Raw genomic sequence first — 14,613 nt, 5'->3', positions numbered from 1 at the left:
TCCCACGAGGAGCGCGCCGCCCGTCCGCCGTTCGCGGTGCGGAGCGGGTCAGTCGCCGATCAGGGCGTCCACGAAGGCGCCCGGCTCGAAGGGAGCGAGATCGTCCGGGCCCTCGCCGAGGCCGATCAGCTTCACCGGCACGCCCAGCTCACGCTGGACGGCGATGACGATGCCGCCCTTTGCGGTGCCGTCGAGCTTGGTGAGGACGATGCCGGTGATGTCCACGACCTCCGCGAACACGCGGGCCTGGACGAGGCCGTTCTGTCCGGTGGTGGCGTCCAGGACGAGGAGCACCTCGTCCAGCGGGCCGTGCTTCTCCACGACGCGCTTGACCTTGCCGAGCTCGTCCATGAGGCCGGTCTTGGTGTGGAGCCGGCCCGCAGTGTCGATGAGGACGACGTCCGCGCCCTCCGCGATGCCCTCCTTGACGGCGTCGTAGGCGATCGAGGCGGGGTCACCGCCCTCGGGCCCGCGGACCGTACGGGCTCCGACGCGCTCGCCCCAGGTCTGGAGCTGGTCGGCGGCGGCGGCGCGGAAGGTGTCGGCCGCGCCGAGGACCACGCTGCGGCCGTCCGCGACGAGCACCCGCGCCAGCTTGCCGGTGGTGGTGGTCTTCCCGGTGCCGTTGACGCCGACGACCATGACGACGCCGGGGGTCTCCGCGCCGCCCTCGGTCCTGACCTCGCGGTCGAAGTCCGGGCCGAGCAGGGTGATGAGCTCCTCGCGGAGCAGGGCGCGCAGTTCGTCCGGGGTACGGGTGCCGAGCACGCGGACGCGCTCGCGCAGCCGCTCGACCAGCTCCTGGGTGGGGGCGACGCCTACGTCGGCGGTGAGGAGGGTGTCCTCGATCTCCTCCCAGGTGTCCTCGTCGAGGTTGTCGCGGGAGAGCAGGGTGAGGAGGCCCTTGCCGAGCGAGTTCTGCGAGCGGGCGAGCCGGGCACGGAGCCGGACGAGCCGGCCGGCGGTGGGCTCGGGGACGTCCAGTGCGGGGGCTTCGGGGGCCTCGGCGACCGGGGCCTCCTCCACGGGCGCCGTGGCGTCCGGGAGACCGACTTCGTCGATGGTGCGCCGCGCTTCGTCGCGCGGCGTCTCGGCCTCCTCGCCGACCTGCGGTTCGACGGGAGGAGTGATGGTCGGTGTGCTCGGCGGCGGGGGCGGCAGCTTCTTCTTCTTGCGGCTGCCGACCACGAGCCCGCCGACCAGGCCGACAGCGACCAGGGCGATGACTACAGCGAGGATGACGATTTCCATAATCTGTCCAGTATCGGCCACGGCCGCCCCGCGGGCGCTGCCCCGGCTGCCCTCCGGCGATCCGGCGGTCTCATATGCACCTTTTGGCGGCAATGCGAGCACCGGCGCGGATGCACAGGCCGTCGCCGTGCAGACCGATGAGCGCCACCGGGCGGCGAACCCATGGGCGGAGCCTGCGGCACTCCCGCGAGGCTGCGGCCCCGGACCGCCGGGCGGCCCCGGCTCGGTGAGCCGGGGCCGCCCGGCCGAGGAGAGGAGCAGCGGGGACAGGGGTGCCCGGTACGGTCGGCCGGGCGCTCCCTCAGCCCATCTCCTCCAGCGCCTTGCCCTTGGTCTCCTTCACGAACTTGAGCACGAAGGGGATCGAGAGCACCGCGAAACAGGCGTAGATGATGTACGTCCCCGAGAGATTCCAGTCGGCGAGGCTGGGGAAGCTGGCGGTGATCGCCCAGTTGGCCATCCACTGGGCGAAGACGGCGACACCGAGGGCGGCTGCGCGCAGGCGGTTGGGGAACATCTCGCCCAGGAAGACCCAGACGACGACACCCCACGACAGGGCGAAGAAGAGCACGAAGACGTGGGCGGCGACCAGCGCGGTGGCGCCCTGGGCGGTGGGCAGCTTGCCGTCGACCAGGTCGGCGGAGAAGGCCCACGCCTCGACGGCCAGTGCGACCGCCATGCCGATGGAGCCGACGAGGGCCAGCGGACGACGGCCCACCCGGTCCACCAGCACCATCGCGATCACCGTGCCGATGATGTTGATGATCGAGGTGGTGAAGGAGTAGAAGAACGAGTCGGTCGGGTCGATGCCGACGGACTGCCACAGCGTCGCCGAGTAGTAGAACGCGACGTTGATGCCGACGAGCTGCTGGAACATCGACAGGCCGATGCCGACCCAGACGATCGGCAGGAAGATGAACCGGCTGCCGAGCAGGTCCTTGAAGGAGGACTTGTGCTCGCGGTGCATGGCCGTCTCGATCTCGGTCACGCGGGCGTCGAGGTCGATGTCCTTGCCCTCGACCTCTTCCAGGATCTTGCGGGCCTCGGCCTTCTTGCCGACCGAGATGAGGAAGCGGGGGGACTCGGGGATCGCGAAGGAGAGCAGCCCGTACAGAACGGCCGGGACGACCATCACCCCGAGCATCCACTGCCAGGCTTCCAGGCCCAGGATCTCGCCGCGCTGGTCGCCGTCCGCGACCTGGAGGACGGCGTAGTTCACCAGTTGGGAGATGGCGATGCCGATGACGATCGCGGCCTGCTGGAAGGAGCCGAGCCGGCCGCGGTAGGCGGGCGGGGAGACCTCGGCGATGTAGGCCGGGCCGATCACGGAGGCCATGCCGATGGCGAAGCCGCCGATGATGCGCCACACCGCCAGGTCCCAGAGCGCGAACGGCAGTGCCGATCCGATGGCACTGGCGGTGAAGAGCACCGAGGCGATCTGCATGCAGCGGATGCGGCCGATCCGGTCCGCGATGCGCCCGGCGGTGGCGGCGCCGATCGCGCAGCCGATCAGTGCGATGGCGATGACCTGGGCGAGCGTGCCGGAGCCGATGTCGTACCGGTCGCGGATGGCCTCGACGGCTCCGTTGATGACGGAGCTGTCGTAGCCGAAGAGGAAGCCGCCCATCGCCGCCGCCGCGGTGATGAAGATGACATGGCCGAGGTGGTCCGGGTGGGCCGACCGGGCCCCGGACTCCGGTCCGTTCGCTGCGCTGGTCACATGAACTCCTGATGCCTGGCCGGGGTCAGACGTGGGGGTGAGCCTTCCCAGTGGCGCACACCAACCGGCTCACCACCACTTGAAGGCTGATACGACTTCACAGAGGCTATGTGTTCAAAAATCGAAGTTGAACTGCGGGTCTCCGCCCTTGTACCCAGGAGACGGCGATGTGTTCCTTGAACTTCTGATGGTCCGGTGGAAGGTCAGCGCAACCGCCGGTGCTCCGGCGACGAGACGTCAGCGCAACCGCTGGCCGATGACCTTCGAGACCCCGTCGCCCTGCATGGAGACGCCGTACAGCGCGTCGGCGACCTCCATCGTCCGCTTCTGGTGGGTGATCACGATCAGCTGGGAACTCTCCTGGAGCTCCTCCATGATCCGGATCAGCCGCTGCAGGTTCGTGTCGTCGAGGGCGGCCTCGACCTCATCCATCACGTAGAACGGGCTGGGCCGGGCCTTGAAGATCGAGACCAGCAGCGCCACCGCCGTCAGGGACCGCTCGCCGCCCGACAACAGGGAGAGCCGCTTCACCTTCTTGCCCGGCGGACGCGCCTCGACGTCCACGCCGGTGGTGAGCATGTTGTCCGGGTCGGTCAGGACGAGCCGCCCCTCGCCGCCGGGGAAGAGGCGCGAGAAGACGCCCTCGAACTGCCGGGCGGTGTCGTGGTACGCCTCCGTGAAGACCTGCTCGACCCGATCGTCGACCTCCTTGATCACCTGGAGCAGATCGGCCCGCGTCTTCTTCAGGTCTTCAAGCTGCTCGGACAGGAACTGGTGCCTCTCCTCCAGCGCCGAGAACTCCTCCAGGGCGAGCGGATTCACCTTCCCGAGTTGCTGGTACGCCCGTTCGGCCGACCGCAGCCGCTTCTCCTGCTCGGCCCGCCGGTACGGCCCCGGCCGGTTGCGCGGGTGCTCCGGGTCCTCCGGCAGCTCCTCGCCCTCCGCGGCGGGAGACGGCGGCACGAGCTGGTCGGGGCCGTACTCCAGGACCAGCCCCGCGGGCTCCACCCCCAGTTCCTCCAGGGCCTTGGTCTCCAGCTGCTCGATCCGCAGCCGCTTCTCGGCCCCCAGGACCTCGCCCCGGTGGACCGAGTCGGTGAGCTTGTCCAGCTCGCCCTTGAGCCCCCGCCCCCGGTCGCGCTCGACGGCCAGCTCGCGTTCGCGCTCGCCCTTCGCCGCCTCGGCCGACGTCCGCTCCTGATCGGCCCGCACGAGGGACACCTCCACGTGCGCCAGCAGTTGGCGGGCGCCCGAGGCCACCGCGGAGGCGACCTCGGCCTCGTGCCGCAGCCGGGCCCGGCGCTGTTCGGCGCGGGCGCGCGCCTCCCGTTCGGCGCGGGCGGCGCGGTCCAGCGAGTCGGCCCGCCCGGCCAGCGCCTTGACCCGCTCCTCGTGCGTACGGGCCTGGAGCCGGGCCTCCATCTCGGTCTGCCGGGCGTTGGCACCGTCGGCGGCGAGCCGGTCCCGTACGGAGGTGTCGGGCTCCTCCTCCGCGGGGGCCTCCTCGGCCACCAGCAACCGGGCGGCCAGCTCCTCGGCCTCCTCGGTCGCCCGCTCCAGAGCCTCCTGGGCGCGGGCGGCCGAGGCGGTCATGCGCTCGGCCTCGCCCGCGGCGCCCCTGGCCTGCCCGGCGAGCCGTCCGAGCTGCTGGGCGAAGCCGGACTTCTCCCGCTCGGCCGCCCGGCGGCGCTTCCCCAGCTCCTCGACGAGGGCGGTCTGCTCCGTACGCCGCTGCCCCGCCAGCCGCTGGGCCTCCGCCAGTTCCTCGCACCGTACGGCGAGGGCGTCCAGCTCGGCGGCGGCCTCGTCCACGGACGCCTGCACCTCCAGAAGGCTGGGCGCCCCGGCCGACCCGCCGTGCGCGAAGTGGGCGGAGAGCACGTCCCCGTCCCCCGTCACGGCGGTCAGGGCGGGGTGCGCGGCGATCAGGGCCTCGGCATCCTCCAGCGTCCCGACGACCACCGTGTCCGGTACGAGGCGGCGTACGGCCCCGACGAGCGCGGCGGGCCCGCGCACCAGGTCGGCGACGGCGGGGAGGGCGGCGGTCGTCCCGGCACGGCTGGACGGGACCACGGCGGCGTCCGGGACGGCGGTCCGCACGCGGGGCTCGGGCTCCGTGCCGTTCCGCGCGGGCAGCGCGGGCACAGGCGTCGCCGCCTCCTCCCGTACGTGCGCCTGCTCCGGTAGATGGCCGGGCCGGGCCTCCCCGCCCAGCAGCATCGCCGCGCGCCCCGCGTCCCGTTCGCGCAGCAGCCGGATCGCGGCGGCCGCCGTGGCCGGGTCGGTGACGGCGACCGCGTCCGCCGCCGCGCCGAGGGCGGCCGCGACCGGCACTTCGTAACCGGGCTCGACGGTGAGCAGTTCGGCGGCCGGACCGAGGAGCCCGGTGAGCCGGTCGCGGGCGCCGAGCAGCGCACCTGTGCCGTCCTTGCGGCGCAGCCCGAGGGCGAGCGCCTCGTGCCGGGCCGCGACCGCCGCCCGCCTGCGCTCGGCCGCGGTGGCCTCCTCACGGGCGGCGCTGTGGGCCGAACGCGCCTCGGTCAGCGCCTTCTCGGCGGCCTCGTGGCGGGCGGCCAGCTCCTCGTCGTCCGCGTCGAGCCCGTCCACCTCGGCCTTCAGCTGCTCGTACTCCTCCTGGGCGACCGCCGCGCGCTCCCGCGCCTCGTCACGGGCGGCGGCCAGCCGGTCGATCTCCGCCTGCGCCGAACCGGCCCGGCTGCGGGCCGCGTTGACCTGGCCGTTCAGCCGGGCGAGCCCTTCGCGCCGGTCCGCGATGGCGCGGGCCGCGTCCTTGAGACGGCGTTCCTCGGCGGCCAGTTCGCGTTCGAGGTCGGCGCGGTGGGCGACGGTGTCCTCCAGCGCGTGTTCGGCCGCCTCCAGGGCCGCCGTCAGCTCAGCCTCCTGTTCGCGGATCCGGGCGGCCTCCCGTTCCAGCTCCTCGGGGTCTCGGCCCCGGCGCTCCTCGTCGGGGGCCTCGGAGGCGCTGCGGATGCGGGCGTCGGCCAGCGAGACCGTGCCCCGTACCCGCTCGGCCAGCTGCGACAGCTCGTACCAGGTCTGCTGGGCGCGCTGGAGCCGGGGGACGAGGCGGCGCACCTCACCCTCCAGCTCGGCCTCACGGGTGAGGGCCGTCCGCAGCTCGGCCTCGGCCGCGTCCTTGCGCTTCTTCAGCTCCGCCTCGTCGGCGATCTCCTCGCGCAGCGCGTCCCGCAGGGTCACCAGGTCGTCCGCGAGGAGACGGAGCCGGGCGTCGCGCAGATCGGCCTGGATGACGGCGGCCCGGCGGGCGACGGCGGCCTGCCGGCCGAGCGGCTTGAGCTGGCGGCGCAGCTCGTCGGTGAGGTCCTGGACCCTGGCCAGGTTGGCGCCCATCGCGTCCAGCTTCCGCAGCGCCTTCTCCTTGCGCTTACGGTGCTTGAGCACGCCCGCGGCCTCCTCGATGAAGGCGCGGCGGCCCATCGGGTCGGCGTGCAGCACGGAGTCCAGCTGGCCCTGTCCGACGATGACGTGCATCTCGCGGCCGATACCGGAGTCGGAGAGGAGTTCCTGGATGTCCAGCAGCCGGCAGGTGTCGCCGTTGATCTGGTATTCGCTGCCGCCATTGCGGAACATGATCCGCGTGATCGTCACTTCGGCGTACTCGATCGGCAATGCGCCGTCGGAATTGTCGATGGTCAGCGATACTTCGGCGCGGCCGAGCGGGGGCCGCCCGGTCGTCCCGGCGAAGATCACGTCTTCCATCTTGCCGCCGCGCAGGGATTTCGCGCCCTGCTCCCCCATGACCCAGGAGAGCGCGTCCACCACGTTGGACTTTCCCGATCCATTGGGGCCGACGACGCAGGTGATCCCCGGTTCGAACCGCAGGGTGGTGGCGGACGCGAACGATTTGAAACCACGCAGGGTCAGGGCCTTGAGGTGCACGCCGCCGGACTCTACCTTTCGCTCTCGGTTTCGCTGATGAAGGTGCAGGGCACATCAGACGGTAAGCGAAAGCCGGTACGTCCGGGTGGGGGGCCGGGCAAAGAAAAAGGGACGCCGAAGCGTCCCTGTGACTCTTGCTGGAGTTCACGCGCATCCAGGCGCGGTCCTGCGCGGCGCATCACCGTGCAACCGGACGACGGCATCCCCGGCGCTGCGGGGACCCGGTGTTCGGGGGCGGCGATCCGTGACGCAGAACGGATCAGAGGTGTTCCGAGGCTGTTGAGCATGCCCGGCCGGACCGGCCCGATGGGGCCTTCGTGGTCAGGTCAGCGCAGGCTCGCCCTGGGGTACGTCGATGTCGATGCTGTCGAGCAGCGACTCCTGGTGCTGAGCGGCGGCGTTGAGCGCGTCGTTCTCGCTCTGGATCCGGGTGAGCTCGGATTCCAGGTCCTGGACGCGCTGCTGGAGCCGTCGCATCTCGGCGAGGAGTCGCGGGTCGGAACCGCCGACGTAACCGAGAAGCGCCTTTGCCATGATGGATGGTCCTCCACAATGAGTGACCGACCGATGCGGTGTGGGTCGTCAGGGGATCGCACCCGCGATGCTCGGCAGGGCTCTGTCACCACTGCGGTTCTGCTGCTGAACAGCTCTACCGAACAGCTAAGGTGCGCGGGGTTTTCAGCGTCTCACCAAAAAGTTTGACGGTCAACACGATCACACCCTGTGTGCCCGGGTGTCCCGGGGGCGCGCGGCCGGACGATCATGCGGCGCGACTCTCCTGCGGGACCCCGAGGGGTGTCCGGATCTTCGTCAATGGCGCAGCCTTGCACGACATGCGGGATCTGGCAACCGTCCGCCGCCGCGCATCACGCCGCAGGTCACTTCGGGTGCGGGGCCCGGACCGGCGCTCCCGTGACGGTTCGGGGCGGGGTGCCCGCCGAACGGATCGGGAGGGGCGCGGTCCGGCGGCATCAGCGGATGGCGAATCCGTCGTAGCCGCCGCGCGGGGTGTCCCAGATCTCAGTGACGCCGTCCACGCGTCCGGGAGTGTCGTCGGACCGCAGCCAGTCCAGCAGACGGTGGCAATTGTCACGTGGCCCCTCGGCCACGATCTGCACCCTGCCGTCGTCGAGATTGAGGGCGAACCCGGTGAGCCCGCCGATCTCCAAAGCGTTTTTCCTGGTGAACCAGCGAAACCCTACTTGCTGTACCCGGCCGCGTACCCACGCGACGAGACGCGCGTCTTCATTCATGCCCGAACGCTAACCAACCCATTGCTCTCGAAGCACGTCGCCCCCTTTCACCCATGGGCTACAGTCCGGTCGCAACAGCCTCACTCGATCGGGTGAGTATCGGACGGGGATCGGCGGAAAGTCGATCAAGCGGAACGTGATCCGCGACCACCGAATTCGATCAATGGGGCGGCAACGGGGTAGTCGAGCGACGTCGTCAGGGCGTCCGGAGCATGAGGAAGGCACAGCGCATGGGACGCCACCGACGATCCGCCGCAGGCCCCGCCGCTGAAGAACCCGCGGCCGGCTCCGCCGCGCGGTCTCGGGGTGCACGCCGCAAGAAGTCCGCCGTGCCGCTCCGCACGGGGCTCCTCGGTGTCTCGGCCGCCGTGGCCGTCGGCGCGGTGGCGGTCGCCTCGGGGCTGGTCCCCGGCGGCGACACCTCCCCCTCCGGCACCACCGCCGCCTCCGATCAGGTGCGCTCCGGCGGCGCCGCCCCCGACCTGCTGACGCAGGGCGGCAGCTCGACGGAGCCGGCCGGCCGGTCCTCCTCCCCCACCGGTCGGGGCAGCGAACGCCCGGAGGCACCGGCGTCACCGTCCACGAGCGACTCGCCCTCCACGAGCCCGTCGAAGACGCCTTCGAGGGCGGCGTCGCCCACGGAGGCGGCGTCCGAGAAGCCGGCTGTCCCCCAGCCCCGGAAGTCCGGCGGAGCGAAGGCGCCCACGGCCCCGAGGACGAGCACACCGCCGGCGAGCAAGACCCCGGCCCCGCCGAAGGTCTCCGCCGCCCCCACGCCGTCCAGGAAGCCGTCCGCTACCCCGACCGACGCCTCCGCACGCTCCGAGGTGCTCGCCCTGGTGAACCAGGAACGCGCGAAGGCCGGCTGCTCCCCGCTGTCCACCAGCGCCCCGCTGACGTCGCTCGCCCAGAACTTCAGCGAGGACATGGCGGCCCGCGGCTTCTTCGACCACACGAACCCGGACGGCGACACCCCGTGGGACCGGGCCGCGCGGGCGGGCGTCCAGGGGCTCGGCGCGGAGAACATCGCCCGCGGACAGGCCGACGCCCGAGCGGTGATGGACGCCTGGATGGACAGCGACGGCCACCGCGCGAACATCCTCAACTGCGACTACAAGACCATCGGCATCGGCATCCACCAGGGCTCGGGCGGCCCCTGGTGGGTGCAGAACTTCGGCTTCTGACCCCTGCGCGGACCTCGCCCCCGCCCCGAGGCGTCCGGGCGGGGTCCTGGTCCGCCCGGACGCGTCACGAGGACGCGCGCGGGGGCCGCTGGCAGCGCGGGCAGAAGTAGCTGGAGCGGTTCATCCAGGCGCGGCGGCGCATCGGGGTGTCGCAGCGGTGGCAGGGCTCGCCCTCGCGGCCGTACGCGTCGAGCGACCGGTCGAAGTAGCCGGACTCGCCGTTCACGTTGACATACAGGCTGTCGAAGCTCGTGCCGCCCTGGGCGAGTGCCGCGTTCATGACGTCACGGGCGTGGCCGAGCAGTTCGGCGGACTTGGGGCGGGTCAGCGTCGCGGTCGGCCGGTCGTAGTGGAGTCCGGCCCGCCAGAGCGCCTCGTCCGCGTAGATGTTGCCGACGCCGCTGATCAGTGACTGGTCGAGCAGCGCGCGCTTGACCGTCGTGCGGCGCAGGCGCAGCGCGGTGTGGAACGCGGCGTCGTCGAAGAGCGGGTCGAGCGGGTCCCGCGCGATGTGCGCGATGGTGTCGGGCAGCCCGTCGGGGGTGTTGTCGTGCAGGGACAGTCCGCCGAAGGTCCGCTGGTCGACGAAGCGCAGCTCGGTGCCGAGCGTGTCGTCGAACCGCATCCGGACGCGCAGGTGCTTCTCGTCCGGCGCGTCGGCCGGCTGCACCAGGAGTTGGCCGCTCATGCCGAGATGGCCGAGCAGCGAGGCGGACGCCTCCTCGATCGGTACCCAGAGGTACTTGCCGCGCCGCATCGCCGTCCCGAAGCGGGCGCCCCGGAGCCGGGCGGCGAAATCCGGGCCGCCCGCGAGGTGCCGGCGGACCGAGCGCGGGTGCAGGACCTCGACCTCGGTGACGGTACGGCCGCTGACCCAGCGCTCCAGGCCCCGGCGGACGACTTCGACCTCGGGCAGCTCGGGCACGGTGGACCACTCCAGACATGGCGACGGCAGCAGGGGAACGGGGCGGACAGCACCCGCGGAAACCACGGGATGCCCTCCCCGGAACAGGGGAGCCCCCCGGTGCACGCGGCACCGGGGGGCTTCCCTCTCGCTCAGGCAGGAGCGGCGTCCGTGTTCGGCGACGGTACGGCAGGGGTGTCGGCGGCCCCTCCGTCGGCCGCGGACTTCTCCGCGGCCAGCCGTGCCTCAGCGGCGGCGCTGATCTCACGCCAGGCGGACTCGGCCGCCTGCTGCTCCGCTTCCTTCTTGCTACGGCCGGTGCCGGTGCCGTACGAGACACCACCGACGCGGGCGGCAGCAGTGAAGGTCTTCTCGTGATCCGGGCCGGTCTCCGTGACGATGTACTCGGGGACTCCGAGACTCTCGCTCGCGGTGAGCTCCTGGAGGCTGGTCTTCCAGTCCAGGCCGGCACCGAGGTTCGAGGACCTGTCGATCAGCGGGTCGAAGAGCCGGTGGACCAGCTCCGAGGCCGCGTCGAGGCCCTGGTCGAGATAGACCGCGCCGATCACTGCTTCCAGTGTGTCGGCGAGGATGGAAGCCTTGTCCCGGCCCCCCGTGCCCTCTTCACCGCGGCCGAGCCGGATGAAGGAGCCGAGTTCGAGGCCGCGGCCCACTTCCGCAAGCGCACGCGAGTTGACCACCGCGGCCCGCAACTTGGCCAGCTGGCCTTCGGGCAGGTCGGGGTGGGTGCGGTACAGCGTGTCCGTGACCACCAGGCCGAGCACCGAGTCCCCGAGGAACTCGAGCCGCTCGTTGGTGGGCAGGCCGCCGTTCTCGTACGCGTACGAACGGTGGGTCAGCGCACGCACCAGAAGGGCGGACTCGAGGTGATACCCGAGCCGCCCTTCCAGAAGCGTGTGGGACGAGGCTGTGTTGATGTTGTCTGCCTGCTTCTTGGCGCTGGACAACTCAGACATCGGGCCTCTCACCAGCCGCTCAGACCTCGAGGACCTGGCGCTTGTTGTAGGTGCCGCAGCTCGGGCACGCAATGTGCTGGAGCTTGGGCTCCTGGCAACGCTCGCACGAAACCAGGGTGGGGACCGCAGCCTTCCACTGCGACCGGCGGTGGCGCGTGTTGCTGCGCGACATCTTCCGCTTCGGAACAGCCACGGCTACTTCTCCTGCTTCTCGTCGACGCCCGGTTCGGCGCCGCCCATGTTGTCCTTCTCGCCGTCCTGAACGGTCTCGGCGAGTCCTTGCAGTGCCGCCCAACGAATGTCGACGGCGTCGTGGTGGTGATCCGGATTCTCGTCCAGCCTGATTCCGCATTCGGAACACAGACCGGCGCAGGTCTCCTTGCACACCGGCTGCATGGGCAGTGCGAGCACTACCGCGTCACGCAGCACCGACTCGAGGTCGAACAGGCCGTCCTCGAGGAAGAACATGTCCTCGTCGTCCTCGGCGTCGTCGACCGGTTCCGCGGTGGGGCGGCCCCGGTCATCGGCGTCAGGGTACGAGAACATCTCCTGGAAGTCCGCGTCGACCTTGACGGTCAGCGGCTCCAGACACCTTACGCACTCCCCCTCGGCGGTCGCACGGGCGGTGCCTGTGACAAGCACCCCTTCCATGACCGATTCGAGGCGGAGGTCCAGCTCCACGGGCGCGCCTTCCGGTACGCCGATGACGCCGTCGATGCCCAGGACCGGTGAACCGGGTGCGTCCACCGTGCGGGTCAGCCGCTTCATGGCACCGGGACGCCGACCCAGCTCGTGCGTATCGAACACGAGGGGGTTGCGGTGGTCGAGGTGGCCGTTCAGGGCTTCTCCTGCTTTCGAATCATGGGTGTCGCGCTGCGATGGGGAGGGCCGGTCGTCTGCGGTCCGGAGAGGCCGTCTTTCACCGAGGTGAAACGGGCAGCCGTGATCGCGGACCTCTGTGCGACCGAGGATTCAGGATACTGGACGGACCGCTCAGCACCCAATCGGGGCGGCCCGCCCGAGGTCAGCGGCCCTGTTCGTACCGGCGCAGCTGCTCCAGGTCGATCATGCTGGTGTCGAAGAGGCTGGTCTCGTCCAGCGCGCCGCCGCCCTGCCGGCCCACCGGCCGGGGCTGCTGGGGCGGCGGGGACTGCTGAGGCTGCTGCCAGCCGTAGTCGGGCTGTCCGGTGGGCTGGGGCGGATAACCGTTCGGGTCGTAGCCCCCCTGCTGCGGGTACGCCGCGTACGGGTCGGGCTGGGGGTAGCCGTACGCGTCCTGGACGTCCTGGTGGCCCGGCTGCTCCTGGTAGCCGTACGCCGCCTGCGCGTAGCTCGGCTCGGCCTGCGGCGCCGGATAGGCGGGCTGAGCGGGCTGCCGGGGCGCCTGCGGCGGTTCCGGGGCGGCCAGCTCGGCGAGACCGGCCAGGTAGTCGGCGTCGCTGGTGTGCCCCTGGTCGCCCGCGGCGTCCTGTGCCGCCATGTGCGCGCCGAGGTCGTCACCCGCGGTCCGGCCGTGCAGCTTCTGCCGGCCCCGGCCGACCGCCTCCAGGGTCCCGGCGAGAACGGCCTCGAAGGCGCCGAACTTGGCGTCGACGTACGCGTCGGCCCGCTGCCGCAGGGTCTCCGGGTCGGCGCTGCGCTCGGGGGCCTCGGTGAAATCGGGGTCCTCGTAGCCCTGCTCGTCCAGACCCCGGCCCCGGCCGAGGAGCTTCTCGCGGCCCCTGTCCACGGACCCGATGGTCTTGGTGAGGACGACCTCGAAGTTGGCGAGCTTGCTGTCGACGTAGTCGTCGGCCTCGGCCCGGACCTCCTCGGCCTCGCGGCGGGCCTCGGACAGGATCCGGTCGGCCTCGGCCTGCGACTGGCGGGCCACCTCGGTCTCGGAGATCAGCGTGGCGCGCTGGGCGTGGGCGGACTCGATGATCCGCTCGGCCTCCTGCCGGGCCTGCTCGGCGAACTGCTCCTGGCCGCCGAGGAGCTCCTGGGCCCGCGCGAGGGAGCCGGGCAGGGCCTGGCGCACCTCTTCCAGCATGGCGAGCAGCTCGGCGCGGTTGACCACGCACGAGGCCGACATGGGCATCGATCGGGCGGTCCCGACCGCTTCGACGATCTCGTCGAGCTTCTTCTGCACGTCCACCGTGTGCTCGCCACTCTCTGCTGCTCTGTTGAAGCTGCTGCTCCGTTGGAGACGGACGGGACGACTGTAAGGCCAGTCGGCCGCGGGCCGACACCTGGTGACGGCCCGTCAGCGGCTCAGCGCTCGCCCAGCCTCTTCACCAGTGCGGCGTGGACGGTCGGAGGCAGCAGGTGCGAGACATCGCCACCCCAGGTCGCCACCTCCTTGACCAGCGAGGACGACAGGAAGCTGTACGTGGGGTTGGTCGGCACGAAGAGCGTCTCGACGCCGGAGAGGCCGTTGTTCATCTGGGCCATCTGCAGCTCGTAGTCGAAGTCGCTGACGGCCCGCAGGCCCTTCACGATCGCCGGGATCTCCCGCTGCTTGCAGAAGTCGACCAGCAGGCCGTGGAAGGACTCCACCTCGACGTTGCCGAAGTCGGCGGTGACCTCGCGGATCAGCTCGATCCGCTCGTCCACGGTGAACAGTCCCTTCTTGGACTGGTTGATCATCACCGCGACGTGCACCACGTCGTACAGCTTCGAGGCTCGTCCGATGATGTCGAGATGTCCGTTGGTGATGGGGTCGAACGACCCCGGACAGACGGCGCGGCGCACAGTGATTCCCTCGCTCTCCGGTCCGGTCATCGTGCGTCTTCGCACGTGGCGGCGGCGCGACCGTACCAAAGCGTCCCCTCGCCGTAGCGACGGGAGCGCAGTGGCTCGAATCCGGCGGGCCAGCCGAATTCTCCGCCTCGCGTGCCGCGTTCCACGGTGACGAGCACATCGTCGCTGAGCCACCCCTGAGCACGGAGTGTGATCAGGATCTCGCGAAGATCGTCATCGGTGACGGCGTACGGCGGATCCAGGAAGACGATGTCGTACGGGTCGGCGGGGGCCGGACCTGTCACGATCTGCTCCGCTTTGCCTGCCCGGACCTCGGCACCGGGGAGGCCCAGCGTGCGGACGTTGTCGCGGACGGTCCGGACCGCCTTCGGGTCGGCCTCGACGAGGAGGGCGTGGACGGCTCCGCGGGAGAGCGCTTCGAGGCCGACGGCCCCGGAACCGGCGTACAGGTCGGCGACGCGGGTCCCTTCCAGGGTGCCGAGGAGCGCCTGCCAGGTGGAGAAGAGGCCCTCCCGCGCACGGTCGGACGTGGGGCGGGTGCCGGTGCCGGGCGGGACGGCCAGGCGGCGTCCGCCGGCCGAGCCGGCGATCACGCGGGTCATGGGTGTGAGGTCCTCGGGGTCGGTGGCGGGCGCACGGGCCGTGCGCCGGACGACGGCCC

At 71.3% G+C, this 14,613-nt stretch carries 13 protein-coding genes; 1 reads left to right on the top strand and 12 read right to left on the bottom strand.

Annotated features, from left to right (window positions below):
- Positions 1-48 precede the first annotated feature (48 nt).
- The 5 genes from ftsY to QFZ71_RS23220 all read right to left on the bottom strand — a co-directional run bounded on the left by ftsY (position 49) and on the right by QFZ71_RS23220 (position 8,145).
- A complete protein-coding gene (gene ftsY / locus QFZ71_RS23240) occupies positions 49-1,251 on the bottom strand; it encodes a signal recognition particle-docking protein FtsY (protein ID WP_307670096.1) in 1,203 nt (400 codons plus the stop codon).
- A gap of 301 nt (positions 1,252-1,552) precedes the next feature.
- Positions 1,553-2,971 carry a sugar porter family MFS transporter gene (locus QFZ71_RS23235; protein WP_307670095.1) on the bottom strand — a complete coding sequence of 473 codons (1,419 nt, stop codon included), beginning with the start codon at positions 2,969-2,971 and terminating at the stop codon, positions 1,553-1,555.
- Positions 2,972-3,208: 237 nt separating this feature from the next.
- Positions 3,209-6,892, bottom strand: a complete 3,684-nt coding sequence (locus QFZ71_RS23230) for an AAA family ATPase (protein ID WP_307670094.1) — start codon at positions 6,890-6,892, stop codon at positions 3,209-3,211.
- A gap of 321 nt (positions 6,893-7,213) precedes the next feature.
- Positions 7,214-7,426, bottom strand: a complete 213-nt coding sequence (locus tag QFZ71_RS23225) for a hypothetical protein (RefSeq protein ID WP_030117724.1) — start codon at positions 7,424-7,426, stop codon at positions 7,214-7,216.
- 437 nt (positions 7,427-7,863) lie between these two features.
- Positions 7,864-8,145: an acylphosphatase gene (locus tag QFZ71_RS23220; protein WP_307670093.1), complete on the bottom strand. Its 282-nt coding sequence runs from the start codon at positions 8,143-8,145 to the stop codon at positions 7,864-7,866.
- Positions 8,146-8,375: 230 nt separating this feature from the next.
- Here QFZ71_RS23220 and QFZ71_RS23215 point away from each other — a divergent pair, with 230 nt between their 5' ends.
- Complete coding sequence (locus tag QFZ71_RS23215) at positions 8,376-9,329, top strand: CAP domain-containing protein (protein WP_307670092.1); 954 nt, start codon at positions 8,376-8,378, stop codon at positions 9,327-9,329.
- A gap of 64 nt (positions 9,330-9,393) precedes the next feature.
- Here QFZ71_RS23215 and mutM read toward each other — a convergent pair whose 3' ends face one another.
- The 7 genes from mutM to rsmD all read right to left on the bottom strand — a co-directional run bounded on the left by mutM (position 9,394) and on the right by rsmD (position 14,554).
- A complete protein-coding gene (mutM, locus tag QFZ71_RS23210; RefSeq protein ID WP_307670091.1) occupies positions 9,394-10,254 on the bottom strand; it encodes a bifunctional DNA-formamidopyrimidine glycosylase/DNA-(apurinic or apyrimidinic site) lyase in 861 nt (286 codons plus the stop codon).
- A 131-nt stretch (positions 10,255-10,385) separates the two neighbouring features.
- Positions 10,386-11,210: a ribonuclease III gene (gene rnc / locus QFZ71_RS23205; protein WP_307670090.1), complete on the bottom strand. Its 825-nt coding sequence runs from the start codon at positions 11,208-11,210 to the stop codon at positions 10,386-10,388.
- A 19-nt stretch (positions 11,211-11,229) separates the two neighbouring features.
- Positions 11,230-11,403 carry a 50S ribosomal protein L32 gene (rpmF, locus tag QFZ71_RS23200; protein ID WP_003965982.1) on the bottom strand — a complete coding sequence of 58 codons (174 nt, stop codon included), beginning with the start codon at positions 11,401-11,403 and terminating at the stop codon, positions 11,230-11,232.
- Positions 11,404-11,405: 2 nt separating this feature from the next.
- Entirely contained in the window at positions 11,406-11,978 is a 573-nt protein-coding gene (locus tag QFZ71_RS23195; protein WP_307670089.1) for a DUF177 domain-containing protein, read from the bottom strand.
- A gap of 256 nt (positions 11,979-12,234) precedes the next feature.
- On the bottom strand, positions 12,235-13,347 hold the full coding sequence (locus QFZ71_RS23190; RefSeq protein ID WP_307670088.1) for an ATP synthase F0 subunit B: 1,113 nt from the start codon (positions 13,345-13,347) through the stop codon (positions 12,235-12,237).
- A 116-nt stretch (positions 13,348-13,463) separates the two neighbouring features.
- On the bottom strand, positions 13,464-13,943 hold the full coding sequence (gene coaD / locus QFZ71_RS23185) for a pantetheine-phosphate adenylyltransferase (RefSeq protein ID WP_176968165.1): 480 nt from the start codon (positions 13,941-13,943) through the stop codon (positions 13,464-13,466).
- Between the two features lie 26 nt (positions 13,944-13,969).
- Entirely contained in the window at positions 13,970-14,554 is a 585-nt protein-coding gene (gene rsmD / locus QFZ71_RS23180) for a 16S rRNA (guanine(966)-N(2))-methyltransferase RsmD (RefSeq protein ID WP_307670087.1), read from the bottom strand.
- Positions 14,555-14,613 lie beyond the last annotated feature (59 nt).

The organism is Streptomyces sp. V2I9 (assembly GCF_030817475.1).
Lineage (GTDB): Bacteria > Actinomycetota > Actinomycetes > Streptomycetales > Streptomycetaceae > Streptomyces.
Note: the sequence above shows the minus strand (reverse complement) of the source record. Positions and strands in the feature narration are given on the sequence as shown.

Excerpts from the sequence above, each read along its gene's own strand:
- QFZ71_RS23220 (WP_307670093.1), bottom strand. The coding sequence starts at position 8,145 with ATGAATGAAGACGCGCGTCTCGTCGCGTGGGTACGCGGCCGGGTACAG.
- rnc (WP_307670090.1), bottom strand. The coding sequence starts at position 11,210 with ATGTCTGAGTTGTCCAGCGCCAAGAAGCAGGCAGACAACATCAACACA.
- QFZ71_RS23215 (WP_307670092.1), top strand. The coding sequence starts at position 8,376 with ATGGGACGCCACCGACGATCCGCCGCAGGCCCCGCCGCTGAAGAACCC.
- ftsY (WP_307670096.1), bottom strand. The coding sequence starts at position 1,251 with ATGGAAATCGTCATCCTCGCTGTAGTCATCGCCCTGGTCGCTGTCGGC.
- QFZ71_RS23195 (WP_307670089.1), bottom strand. The coding sequence starts at position 11,978 with ATGAAGCGGCTGACCCGCACGGTGGACGCACCCGGTTCACCGGTCCTG.
- QFZ71_RS23225 (WP_030117724.1), bottom strand. The coding sequence starts at position 7,426 with ATGGCAAAGGCGCTTCTCGGTTACGTCGGCGGTTCCGACCCGCGACTC.
- rsmD (WP_307670087.1), bottom strand. The coding sequence starts at position 14,554 with ATGACCCGCGTGATCGCCGGCTCGGCCGGCGGACGCCGCCTGGCCGTC.